Genomic DNA, 11,717 nt, shown 5'->3' with positions numbered 1-11,717 from the left:
CGAAGGCGGGGTGGGTCCGGTTGCGGGGGCGTGAGCCGCATGGATGCGGCGACCGAGCTTACATGGACGTACTTGCAGCGACCCCCGCAACCGGACCCACTCCGCCACCCCACTGGAAGCCCGCTGTTGCTTCGGCTGTTGCTTCTGAGGTTGCCGGCCAGCGGCCGGCACTACCGCGGGTGCCGGGCGCAGCCCGGCCGTCACCTCACCTCACCGCCCGTGCGGGTCGGGCCGGTGATGCACGTACTCGACCACCGTGCCATCAGGATGCACCGCATTGAACGCCGCCCCGGTCGGGACCACCTGCAGCGGGAAGATGATTTCAGCGCCGGCCGCCACCAGCCTGTCGTGATAGGGCCGAACATCGTCGACCAGCAGTGTCCCCGTGGTCGAAGTGAACGGCGCCAGCGCCGCCTCGCTGCCCTCGATCAACAGAAACGCACCGACCATCGCCAGACGCAGACCGGCCTCCGGAAACGGGAACCCGGCATCGGCCACCACGCCCTGCAGCTGCTCGTAGAACGCCACGCTGCGCTCCAGCTCACCGGGGGCCACGAACACCCGGATCAGCACGCGCGGCGCGCGCTGGCTGGACGTATCACAGCGGTCGCGCCAGAGATGATCGAAGTCGCGGTGTACGGTCATGGGCTCGATTCGTGGCCAGGGATCTCCATTATCAGCAGCCTCGCGCGGCGCGCTGATGACTGCCGGTGATGGTCTGATAACCACTGGCCGGGTTGCCCCTGTGACTTAGGTCCTGTTGACAGGTGTGAACGCCCTCGCACAATCTTCACATGATTGGGCCGCCCAGCGCGGCCCGGACAGGCAGGTTGTCACGCCGGGAGGAGGGTCCCAGGCGCAGACCGGCCCGTCCTTCGGCCTGCGGGACGTTGCCTGGCAACCCCTGCGCGGCATGAACGCTGCACCCTTCGGCGGCACTTTCCCTGGACCGATTGCCTTGGCAACGGAATTACGCCTGCCGATGAAAACGTTTACAAAGCCGCTTGCACTGTCCCTGGCCCTGTCAGCCGCACTGGCCGCCCCGGCCTGGGCCGACCCCGCCGGGTTCACTGTGCTGACCCTGGAACAGGCCCCGACCGCCGAGGCCATGCCGGCCCTGGCTGCCCAGCTGAAGACCCTGCAGGTGGACGCGGTGAGCGTGCGCCAGGTGCAGCGTGGCATCGGCCAGGTCGATCCGCTGCAGCTGCTGGCCGATGGGCTGGGCTATGAGTACCGCTTCATTTCCACCGGCAAGGATGACGGCCAGACCCAGCACGGGCAGGCGGTACTGACCCGGCTGCCGATCGCGGCCGAATCCGGTCCCGACCAGCCGGGCCTGAACTACCTGCGCCTGGACGATGGCCGACACACCGTAGCCGTCTACACCGATGCTGGTGCAGGTGCCGCGCAGCTGCCGGCGCTGGTGTCGCGCTCGCGGCTGGGTGCGCCGGCCGTGCTGCTCGGCGCGGTGGCGGCCGAGTCGGCCAAGGCCGCCGGTTTCGACCCGGCACGCGTGGCGCTGGAAGCCGATGCCAGCTACTTCAGCGATGGTTTCCAGGCCGCCAGCAGCGCGCCGTTCAAGGTGGAAGGCAGCGCCCTGCGTGCCACGCTGCTGACCCTGGTCTATGCCGCCGACAAGGGGGGTGAACGGCCATGGATGGACACCGCGCTCACCGCCGATGCGCGCGCTGCGCTGCTGCTGAAGGCGATGACCGAGGATGAGAAGTTCCAGATGCTGCACAGCTACTTCGGGCTGGGCAAGGACGGTGGCCCGCTGCCGGAAGGCGCGGTCGGTTCGGCGGGTTTCGTGCCGGGCGTGGCGCGGCTCGGCATTCCGTCGCAGCAGTCGGCCGATGCCGGCGTCGGCGTGACCAATCCGGGCGGCATCCGCCCGGGTGATTTCGCCACGGCCATGCCGTCGGGCCCGTCCACCGCCTCCAGCTGGAACCGCGAAGTCGCCTTCGCTGGTGGCGCGACCATGGGGCGCGAGGCGTGGCAGCAGCGTTTCAACATCCTGCTGTCGGGCAGCGTCAACCTGCAGCGCGACCCGCGCAACGGCCGCAACTTCGAATATGCCGGTGAAGATCCGCTGCTGGCCGGTTCGATGGTCGGCGCACTGATCCAGGGCGTGCAGAGCCAGCACGTGATCTCGTCGATGAAGCATTTCGCGCTGAACGACATGGAGACCCGGCGCAACTTCCACGACGTGCGCATCGGCGAACAGGCCATGCACGAGTCCGATCTGCTGGCCTTCGAGATCGCGCTGGAAGCCGGGCGACCGGGCGTGGCGATGTGCTCGTACAACAAGATCAACGGCACCTACGGCTGCGAGAACGGCTACCTGATGAACCAGGTGCTGAAGCAGGAATGGAAATTCCCAGGTTTCGTGATGTCCGATTGGGGCGGCGTGCACAGTGGCTCGAAGGCGGCGCTGGCCGGCCTGGACCAGCAGTCGGCCGGTGAAGTGTTCGACGCCGCGGTGTTCTTCGATGAGCCGCTGCGCTTGGCCGTGCACGGCGGCGTGGTGCCGCAGGCGCGCCTGAACGACATGGTGGCGCGCATCCTGCGCACGATGTTCCTGCACGGCAATTTCGACAACCCGCCGCAGCACCAGAAGGTCGACGCCGAGGCCGGTTTCGCCGTCGCCCAGCGCACGGTGGAAGAAGGCAGCGTGCTGTTGCGCAATGAAGGCAACCTGCTGCCGCTGGCCGACAGCGTGAAGCGCATCGTCATCATCGGCGGCCATGCCGACAAGGGCGTGATCGGTGGCGGTGGTTCGTCGATGGTGGGCGTGACCGCCAAGGGCACCAACGCGGTGCCGGGCGTGCTGCCGACCACCTGGCCGGGCCCGGTGATCTTCCACCCGTCTTCGCCGCTGGAATCGCTGCGCGCTGCGCGCCCGGATGCGAGCATCGAGTACGTGGACGGCAGCAATGCCGCCGCTGCGGCCAAGGCCGCGGCGCAGGCCGACGTCGCCATCGTGTTCGCCACCCAGTGGGCCGCCGAATCGGTGGACCTGCCGGACATGCAGCTGCCGGACAACCAGGACGCACTGATCTCGGCCGTGGCCAAAGCCAACCCGAAGACCGTGCTGGTACTGGAAACCAACGGCCCGGTGCGCACGCCGTGGCTGGCGCAGGTGCCGGCGATGCTGCAGGCCTGGTACCCGGGCATCCGCGGTGGCGAAGGCATTGCCGCGCTGCTGACCGGCCAGGTCAATCCGTCGGGCCGCCTGCCGGTGACCTGGGTAGTGGATGAATCGCAGCTGCCGCGCCCGCACATCGACGGCCTCGGCTTCAAGCCGGCCAAGCCGTTTGGTGATGTGTTCGATTTCGATATCGAAGGTGCCAACGTCGGCTACAAGTGGATGGCAGCCAAGGGCCTGACCCCGACCTTCGCGTTCGGCCATGGCCTGTCCTACACCTCGTTCGCCTATGAAAACCTGAAGGTGAGCGTGGAAGGCTCGCGCCTGGTCGCCAGCGTCGACATCCGCAACACCGGCAAGCGCGCCGGTGCCGACGTGGCCCAGCTGTACCTGAAACTGCCGGCCCGCAGCACCACGCCGATCCGCTTGATCGGCTACGACAAGGTGGAGCTGCAGCCGGGCGAACAGCGCCGCATCCGCATCGAAGCCGAGCCGAAGACCCTGGCCCATTACGATGCACAGGCCCGCCAGTGGAAGATCGACGGCGGCACCTACCAGGTGCAGCTGTCGCGCAACGCTGCCGAGCCACTGCAGACGGTGGATGTGCAGCTGGTGGAGCAGGTGCTGCGCTGAGGCTTGAAGTCATGGCCCCGCAAGGGGCCATGCAAAAAAGGGGACGGAGGGGATCAAGTCGTTGATGCATAAACGACTTGATCCCCTCCGTCCCCCTTTTTTCAGGTGACAAACCACCCGCGCAGGAAATCGATCAGCTGCCGCACCTTCAACGAGGGCTGCGTGCTGTGCGGGTAGACCGCGTACACGCTCTGCTGCGGGAAGCGGTGCTGGCGCAGCACCGGGCGTAGGCGATCCTGGGCCACGTCGTCCTCGATCAGCCAGCGTGGCAGCACGGTGACTCCGGCGCCGGCCACGGCGAAGGCGCGCAGGCTGCTGGCGCCATCTACGCGCACCACTGCGTTGCCCGGGTTGGTGGCGAACAGCGCGTCGCTGCCGTCAGGTGCAACCACCGGCACATCGGCCAGACGCGGGTAGCCAAGACGGGGCAGGGTGCCCAGCTGCACCGGATCATCGGCGGCGTCGGCAGAGGGTAGGCGTGCCAGCAGCGAAGGAGCTGCCACCGCGCACAGTGGGTGCCGTTCCAGTTCGCTGGCATGCAGGCCGGAATCGGTTAGGCGTCCCAAGCGGATGGCCAGGTCGAAGCGTTCGGGGATGAGGTCGGCCGGTGCGGGTGACGTGGACAGATGCAGCTGCAGCGCCGGGTGCCGCGCACGGAACGCCTCCAGCGCTGGAATCAGGCGCAGCTGCGCGTACTCCGGCGTGGTGGTCAGGCGCAGCGTGCCCTGCAGCTGGTGCTGGTCGCGGCGCGCGGCATCGATGGCCGCCCGGGCTGCATCCAGCGCCTGCACGCAGTGCTGCAGGAACTGCTCGCCAGCCTCGGTCAGGGCCAGGTGGCGGGTGCTGCGCAGCAGCAGGGTTACGCCAAGTTCCTGCTCCAGCCGCTTCAGGTTGAAGCTGACCACCGCGCGACTCAGCCCGAGCCGCTCGGCGGCTGCAGTAAGGCTACCGGCGTCGACCACGGTGCGGAAGATGTCGAAGCGGTCCAGGCTGACCATGGTGATTCATTGTCAAAAAAGATTTGACAGTGTTGCAGCTGTTGTCGTGTTTTTCCAACAACCTTGGAAAGGCATGCTGGCCGCTTCCCCGCTGGAGCGCCGCCGATGCCGTCCCCCCGCCTGCGCCATGAGGCGATCTTTCTGCTGGTGTTCGCCCTGGATCTGGTCAACATGTTCATCGCCACGGTGGCCTATCCGGCACTGGCGGCGGAACTGCATGCCGACGTCGCTACCCTGGCCTGGGTCGGCACCGCCTACATGCTGGGCCTGAGCGTGGTGATTCCGCTGGCACCCTGGCTGGCCGCGCGCTGCGGTGAGCGCCGCTTGCTGCTGGTGGCGTTGCTGCTGTTCGCCGCCTCCGCAGTGTTGGCCGGGGCTGCACCGGGTATCGGCTGGCTGCTGGGCTGGCGCCTGCTGCAGGGCCTGGCCGGTGGCCTGCTGATTCCGGTGGCACAGGCGGCGGCGTACCGGCAGTGCACGCCTGATCAACGTGGCACGCTGACCCGTCGCATCCTGCTGGTGGCGCTGCTGGTGCCGGCACTGGCGCCTGCGCTCGGTGGGCTGCTGGTGCAGTGGTTGTCCTGGCGCGGTGTGCTCTGGGCCAGCCTGCCGCTGGCCGTGGTGGCGATTGGACTGGTGCTGGCGTGGATGCCGGCCGACGGCGCGCGTAGTGCGCCACGCCTGCAGGCCTATGCGCTGTCCACTGCGATGGCGGCGCTGGGCGCGCTGCTGCTGGCGTTGACCTGGCTGGGCGAGTCCGGACATCGCTGCGCAGGTGCCATGTTGCTGCTGGTCGCACTGTTGCTGGCGGCGGCCCACCTGCGGCATGCAGGTCGGCAGGCGCAGCCACTTCTGCGCTGGTCGTTGCTGTCCCATCGCGGCCTGCGCCTGGCGATGCTGGTCTACCTGGCAGTACCCGGTGTGTTCATCGGCAGCCAGCTGGTCAGTACCCTGCAGTTGTACCAGGCCGGTTACAGCGCGGCGCGCATCGGCGCGTTGATGCTGCCCTGGGCGCTGGCCTCGGCCATTGCGATCACGGCCAGCAAGCGCCTGCTGGCTCGCTTCGGCCCGGCCACGGTATTGCGCGCCGGCATGCTGCTGCAGGCCGGCGGCCTGCTGTTGATGGCGCTGCTGCCACACCCGGTCTTTGCCATTGCAGCATTACTGTTTGCCTTGATGGGCGCCGGCGGCAGCCTGTGCAGCAGTACCGCGCAGACGCTGGCCTTCCATGGGGTCGAGGGCGAGGCGCTGGGTGATGCCAGCGCACTCTGGAACCTCAACCGCCAGCTCAGTTTCTGCCTGGGTACCGCCGCCATTGCGTTGCTGCTGGCCTTGGCCATGCAGTGGCTGCCGGTCCATGCCACCGGCGTGGCGCTGGGTCTGGCCGCCGTACTGACGCTGTTGCCGATGGCGCTGCTGCGCCGCGCGCAGTTGCTTACTCTTTCACAACCGGAAAACACCTGATGGATACCACCGCAGAACACGAAGTCCACCTCCTGCACGACAAGCTGCAGGCCTGGTTCAGTGCCGACGTCGGCACCGACGCGCTGGAGGACCTGATGGAGCATTTCTGCGCGGACTTCATCATGGTCGGTATCGCTGGCCGCAGGCTGGATCGGAATGCCGTGCAGGCACTGTTCGCGGGTGGCCATGGCGCGCGGCCGGGGCTGCAGATTTCCATCGAAGCCGTGCAGGCGGTGGAAGCGCCTTCACCGCTGGCGTTGCTGCGCTATCGCGAAGGGCATGCGATCGATGGCGGCGAGCCCACATGGCGGGAATCGCTGGCGGTGCTGCGGCAGGAAGAGGGGCGGTGGTGCTGGCTGGCGCTGCATGAGGTAACGGCAGCCTGATCGGTAGTGCCGGCCGCTGGCCGGCAACCGCGTACCGTGCCCGAGATGGATGAAGTTGCCGGCCAGCGGCCAGCGGCCAGCGGCCGGCACTACCGGCTGCCGACGAGCGCAGCAGCCGGTCGCACATGTGCCATCAGTCCTGCCTGCATCCACCGCAGAATGCAAAGCCTGCACACACTTCACGGCTCTAGGCAGGAGTAGGCTTGAGGCTTTCCTGTCGGGAGGGGTTGTCCATGCGTGTGCGTGCCGTCGCTGTAGCCATTGCCCTTTGCCTGTCCAGCGCTGTGCTGGCCGCCGAAACCCCGCCGATGACCCCGGACATCAGCGGCAAGCCCTTCATTGCCCCTGATGTCGGTCGTGACTACGACAAGCGCGTGGTGATGGTGCCGATGCGCGATGGCACCAAGCTGTATACGGTGATCGTGGTGCCCAAGGGCGCGCGCAATGCGCCGATCCTGCTCACCCGCACGCCCTACGACGCTGCCGGTCGCGCCAGCCGCAGTGATTCGCCGCGCATGCGCGACCTGCTGCCGCAGGGTGACGAAGTGTTCGTTGATGGCGGCTACATCCGCGTATTCCAGGACATCCGCGGCAAGTACGGTTCCGAAGGCGATTACGTGATGACCCGACCGCTGCGCGGGCCGTTGAACAACACCAAGGTGGACCACTCCACCGACGCCTGGGACACCATCGACTGGCTGGTGAAGAACGTGCCGGAGAGCAACGGCAAGGTCGGCATGCTCGGCTCGTCGTACGAGGGCTTCACCGTGGTGATGGCGCTGACCGACCCGCACCCGGCGCTGAAGGTGGCCGCACCGCAGAGCCCGATGGTCGATGGCTGGATGGGCGACGACTGGCTCAACTACGGCGCGTTCCGCCAGGTCAACTTCAACTACTTCGCGATGCAGACCGAGAAACGCGGCAAGGGCACGCCGCTGCCCAGCCTCGGCTACGACGACTACAGCACCTTCCTGCGCATCGGTTCGGCCGGCGACTACGCGCGCTTCACCGGCGTGGACCAGCTGACCTGGTGGAAGAAGCTGGTCGAGCATCCGGCCTATGACGGCTTCTGGCAGGGCCAGGCGCTGGACGCGGTGATGGCGAAAACACCGTTGAAGGTGCCGACCATGTGGCTGCAGGGCCTGTGGGACCAGGAGGATATGTGGGGTGCCAATCACGCCTACCAGGCAATGGAAGGGCGCGACAGCGGCAACAACCGCAACTACCTGGTGATGGGCCCGTGGCGGCACAGCCAGGTGAATTACAGCAGCAGCGAGCTGGGCGCGCTGAAGTTCGATGGCGATACCGCGCTGCAGTTCCGTCGCGATGTGCTCAAGCCGTTCTTCGACCAGTACCTGGTGGACGGTGCGCCGAAGGCGGACACGCCGCCGGTGCTGATCTACAACACCGGTGAAAACCACTGGGACCGCTTGAAGGGCTGGCCACGCAGCTGCGACAAGGGCTGTGCCGCCAGCAGCAAGCCGCTGTACCTGCGCGCCGGCGGCAAGCTGGCGTTCCAGGCGCCGGCGGCGGGCGAGGGCGACTTCGAGGAGTACGTGTCCGACCCGGCAAAGCCGGTGCCGTTCGTGCCGCGACCGGTGCGTTTCGGTGACCGTGACATGTGGACCACCTGGCTGGTCAAGGATCAGCGCTTCGTTGATGGCCGTCCGGACGTGCTGACCTTCATCACCGAACCGCTGACCGCGCCGCTGCGCATCGGCGGCGCGCCGGTGGTGCACCTGCAGGCATCGACCAGCGGCACCGACAGCGACTGGGTGGTGAAGCTGATCGACGTGTATCCGGACCAGGAAGCGTCGACGCCGGAGATGGGCGGTTACGAGCTGCCGGTGTCGCTGGCGATCTTCCGTGGCCGCTACCGCGAAAGCTTCAGCGATCCGAGGCCGCTGGCCGCCAACGAAGTGCTGCCGTACCGCTTCGACCTGCCCAACGCCAACCACACTTTCCAGAAAGGGCACCGGGTGATGGTGCAGGTGCAGTCCAGTCTGTTCCCGCTGTATGACCGCAACCCGCAGACCTACGTGCCGAACGTCTACCTGGCCAAGCCGGGGGACTACCAGAAGGCCACGCAGCGGGTCTGGCACAGCGCGGCGCAGGCCAGTTACATCGATCTGCCGGTGTATTGAGGTCCACAGGGTGACGCCGGGCATGGCCCGGCGCTACCTGGGCCCGCGCGATGCACGTCGGCTTTGGTAGTGCCGGCCGCTGACCGGCGTTTCTATACTCAAGGATAAAGCTTGTCGCTCGTCAGCAGCCCGCTGTCGCGCTTCTGAAAGAGTTCGGCAATTGATTCGGCGATGGGCTTTGACTGGCTGATGTCGAGATCACCCAGATCGAATGAGACGATCTTTCCGCGACTGAGCGGGCAGAGATCGAGCGCGATGAGCGTCGATCCACCGTCCGTTCCAATGCCCATCAGGTAGTCGCCAAGATAACGACGGATCTGGTAGCTGCGGTTGAGCTGAATGATGCTGGGGATGGACCATAGGTCGACATAAGCATAAGGGAACACGCAGCGCCCACCGTTTGACCAACGCAGGAGCTGTATGAAGTCCTCTGGAATCGCTGCCTCGCTCCAATGTGCCTGTAAGCTGCGTAGATCGTCTGCATGCGCGCCCGTCTCGGGTAGCCATGGACTTTGGATGCATCGGATGAAGTAAGGCGTGCTTGGTTGATCTCGGTTGTCCACGAGAAGTCCCTGTAGTCAGCCTTACTACGATGGCGCGGCCCATCTTTGGCGGCAATGGGTATATGCGACATGCGCAGAGATGTGTCGGGAATATGATCGCGTCCAGCGCGTGTCGACCAAGGTCGACACCTACCAGAGCGGAGCCATGGCATGCCGTTTCAGGCGGCTGCGGCAGTGCCGGCCGCTGGCCGGCATCCGCGATGGCGTGAAGCAGAAGCCGCTATCCGACCTTTGAGGGCCCGGTGCGCCAGCGGCTGGGTACCAGGCCGAAACGCTTGCGGAATGCAGCCGCGAAGTTGCTGGGGTGGCGGTAGCCGCTGTTAGCGGCTGCCTGTTCAACCGTCCAGCCGTCCTCACGCAGGCCCTGTTCGGCGTGGCGCATGCGTTGTTCGTGCAGGTAGTCGAACACCGAGCAGCCGTACTGCTGGGCGAAATGACGGCGCAGCGAACTTGGGCTCATGCAGGCCAGCTGGGCCAGTTCGATCAGACTATGGGCGTGGCTGGGATCGTCATGCAGGTAGGCACGCACGCGCTCCAGGCGCTCGCGCTGGCCAGCCCGCAGCGTTCGTACATGGTCGGTCTGCAGATCCTCGGCCTGTAGACCGACGGCCAGCAGCTGCAGGGCCACGCCTTCGCGCCACAGCGCATCGATGCCGTCCTGCCAGGGGCTGTCGAACAGCTGGCCCAGCACCGGCAGCAGGGTATGCGGAATGGCCCAGTGTCGGCACTCCAGGTGGGTGTTGAGCGCGGTCTCCAGCTGCGGCAGCTGGAACAGGTCCGGATCGATCTGGCCGGGCACCATCACGCTGACGCCGCGCATGCGCGTTTCCCCAGGATGCGCACCCGTCATCTCAACCTGTTCGCGGTGGTGCGCGGTCATCGCCGTACCAGCACGCAGGGTGAAACCACCGCGTCGCGGAATGCGCACATCGACCTGGCCCTGCAGCATCACGCGGATGGCCAGGCCGGGACTCTGCTGTGCGGTCGCCACATAGGGGAAGCGATTATGGACGTCGGAGGCGATCAGGCTCATGCCGCCGCGCAGGAACTGCTCGTTGACCTCGCCATGGCCGGCCCACTGGTCGTCACGCAGGTGTTCCGGGTCGGCGCGGTAATCGAAGCCATGGCGGTGGCCGAAGCGGCGGTAATCAGCAAAAGTGAAATATCGGGACATCGCTCGGCACGTGCTTTGGAGGTGGACGCTGGCATTACCTCGCCCACGCGCTCTGCAACGCAGATGCAGATCCGGTCGTTACCCGTGCAGACATGCTGGGAAGCAGGGGCGTGGGCACTCTGGACGGTGGGGGAACACCAGGTTGAATGGAATGTGTCGAAGAAACTGGAAACGTTTCCCATTGTCGCCTCGATTCGCGCGCTTTTGATTTCAATATGGTCAAAACGATTGACGATTACGGCCAAAGTGAAAATGCCGCCGAACATACGCCAGCGTTTTGCATGCATATCCGTACGCAATTCCATACATCAACCTGAGTTGAGGTTTCATGGCTGGAACGATCCCCGTAGACGCGATGTCAGCCGGGCCATCACGAGTGGGTGCGTAGGGTTGGGGCGGTTGGCCGTTGCAGGCCACGTCGATACCCCCCACTGATGGAGAACGCAGATGATTGACTACCAGCTCACCGGCAAGACCGCGATCGTGACCGGCGGCGTGTCCGGTATCGGCCTGGCCGTGGCGCAGACGCTGGCCGCATCCGGTGCCCGTATTTCGGTCTGGGACCTGAAACAGGATGCAGTCGATGCCACCGTGGCGCAGCTGCGCAGTGCCGGTGCACAGGCCATCGGCATTGCGCTGGACGTTACAGACGACTCGGCCGTGGAGGCGGCGGTGCAGCGCACGATCAAGGAACTCGACGGCCTGCATGTGGCAGTCAACAACGCCGGTATCGGCGGGCCGGCCGCAAGCAGCGGTGACTATCCGATCGATGGCTGGCAACGGGTAATCGACGTCAACCTCACCAGCGTGTTCCTGTGCCAGCGTGCGCAGATCCAGGCGATGCGCACGGCCGGAACCGGTGGCAGCATCATCAACATGGCCTCGATCCTGGGCCAGGTGGGCTATGCCGGTTCCACCGCATACGTGGCGGCCAAGCACGGCGTGGTCGGGCTGACCCAGACCGCCGCCTGGGAGCATGCGGCCGACGGCATCCGTGTCAACGCGGTCGGCCCGGGCTTCATCAGCACGCCGCTGCTGGAGAAGATGGACCCGAAGGTGCGTGCCACGCTGGAAGGGCGGCACGCACTGAAGCGGCTGGGCACGGCCGAGGAAGTGGCGGCGCTGGTCGCCTGGCTGGCCAGCGACGACGCCTCGTTCGCGACCGGGACATACTATGCGATCGATGGTGGCTATCTGGCGCAATGATCGA

At 66.3% G+C, this 11,717-nt stretch carries 9 protein-coding genes; 5 read left to right on the top strand and 4 right to left on the bottom strand.

Features of this window, described 5'->3' with window-relative positions; genetic code table 11:
• Window positions 1-210: 210 nt before the first annotated feature.
• Entirely contained in the window at window positions 211-645 is a 435-nt protein-coding gene (locus tag V3B46_RS01870) for a VOC family protein (RefSeq protein ID WP_106468380.1), read from the bottom strand.
• 337 nt (window positions 646-982) lie between these two features.
• Here V3B46_RS01870 and V3B46_RS01865 point away from each other — a divergent pair, with 337 nt between their 5' ends.
• Entirely contained in the window at window positions 983-3,778 is a 2,796-nt protein-coding gene (locus V3B46_RS01865; RefSeq protein WP_329890980.1) for a beta-glucosidase family protein, read from the top strand.
• Window positions 3,779-3,879: 101 nt separating this feature from the next.
• Here the strand turns inward: V3B46_RS01865 and V3B46_RS01860 are convergent, their stop codons facing one another.
• The gene (locus V3B46_RS01860) at window positions 3,880-4,776 is read right to left on the bottom strand and encodes a LysR family transcriptional regulator (RefSeq protein ID WP_329890979.1); all 897 of its coding nucleotides are present in this window, start codon (window positions 4,774-4,776) and stop codon (window positions 3,880-3,882) included.
• 105 nt (window positions 4,777-4,881) lie between these two features.
• Here V3B46_RS01860 and V3B46_RS01855 point away from each other — a divergent pair, with 105 nt between their 5' ends.
• The 3 genes from V3B46_RS01855 to V3B46_RS01845 all read left to right on the top strand — a co-directional run bounded on the left by V3B46_RS01855 (window position 4,882) and on the right by V3B46_RS01845 (window position 8,770).
• A complete protein-coding gene (locus V3B46_RS01855; RefSeq protein WP_329890978.1) occupies window positions 4,882-6,240 on the top strand; it encodes an MFS transporter in 1,359 nt (452 codons plus the stop codon).
• Entirely contained in the window at window positions 6,240-6,626 is a 387-nt protein-coding gene (locus tag V3B46_RS01850; protein WP_329890977.1) for a DUF4440 domain-containing protein, read from the top strand. Before V3B46_RS01855 ends, V3B46_RS01850 begins: the two co-directional genes overlap by 1 nt.
• A gap of 233 nt (window positions 6,627-6,859) precedes the next feature.
• Window positions 6,860-8,770, top strand: coding sequence for a CocE/NonD family hydrolase (locus V3B46_RS01845; RefSeq protein WP_329890976.1), 1,911 nt, complete (start codon window positions 6,860-6,862; stop codon window positions 8,768-8,770).
• 98 nt (window positions 8,771-8,868) lie between these two features.
• Here the strand turns inward: V3B46_RS01845 and V3B46_RS01840 are convergent, their stop codons facing one another.
• A complete protein-coding gene (locus tag V3B46_RS01840; RefSeq protein ID WP_329890975.1) occupies window positions 8,869-9,333 on the bottom strand; it encodes an SMI1/KNR4 family protein in 465 nt (154 codons plus the stop codon).
• Window positions 9,334-9,553: 220 nt separating this feature from the next.
• Window positions 9,554-10,507 carry a helix-turn-helix transcriptional regulator gene (locus tag V3B46_RS01835; protein ID WP_329890974.1) on the bottom strand — a complete coding sequence of 318 codons (954 nt, stop codon included), beginning with the start codon at window positions 10,505-10,507 and terminating at the stop codon, window positions 9,554-9,556.
• A gap of 447 nt (window positions 10,508-10,954) precedes the next feature.
• On the opposite strand from V3B46_RS01835, the gene V3B46_RS01830 reads away from it, so the two are divergent.
• Window positions 10,955-11,713 carry an SDR family NAD(P)-dependent oxidoreductase gene (locus V3B46_RS01830; RefSeq protein ID WP_329890973.1) on the top strand — a complete coding sequence of 253 codons (759 nt, stop codon included), beginning with the start codon at window positions 10,955-10,957 and terminating at the stop codon, window positions 11,711-11,713.
• The last annotated feature ends 4 nt before the right edge of the window (window positions 11,714-11,717 follow it).

Source organism: Stenotrophomonas sp. SMYL11 (genome assembly GCF_036320005.1).
Lineage (GTDB): Bacteria > Pseudomonadota > Gammaproteobacteria > Xanthomonadales > Xanthomonadaceae > Stenotrophomonas > Stenotrophomonas maltophilia_A.
This window is presented reverse-complemented; position numbering and strand designations above follow the sequence as displayed.

What these genes read in the sequence shown, in the direction of transcription:
- V3B46_RS01845 (WP_329890976.1), top strand. Translation starts at nt 6,860, where the DNA reads ATGCGTGTGCGTGCCGTCGCTGTAGCCATTGCCCTTTGCCTGTCCAGC.
- V3B46_RS01850 (WP_329890977.1), top strand. Translation starts at nt 6,240, where the DNA reads ATGGATACCACCGCAGAACACGAAGTCCACCTCCTGCACGACAAGCTG.
- V3B46_RS01865 (WP_329890980.1), top strand. Translation starts at nt 983, where the DNA reads ATGAAAACGTTTACAAAGCCGCTTGCACTGTCCCTGGCCCTGTCAGCC.
- V3B46_RS01855 (WP_329890978.1), top strand. Translation starts at nt 4,882, where the DNA reads ATGCCGTCCCCCCGCCTGCGCCATGAGGCGATCTTTCTGCTGGTGTTC.
- V3B46_RS01830 (WP_329890973.1), top strand. Translation starts at nt 10,955, where the DNA reads ATGATTGACTACCAGCTCACCGGCAAGACCGCGATCGTGACCGGCGGC.
- V3B46_RS01860 (WP_329890979.1), bottom strand. Translation starts at nt 4,776, where the DNA reads ATGGTCAGCCTGGACCGCTTCGACATCTTCCGCACCGTGGTCGACGCC.
- V3B46_RS01835 (WP_329890974.1), bottom strand. Translation starts at nt 10,507, where the DNA reads ATGTCCCGATATTTCACTTTTGCTGATTACCGCCGCTTCGGCCACCGC.
- V3B46_RS01870 (WP_106468380.1), bottom strand. Translation starts at nt 645, where the DNA reads ATGACCGTACACCGCGACTTCGATCATCTCTGGCGCGACCGCTGTGAT.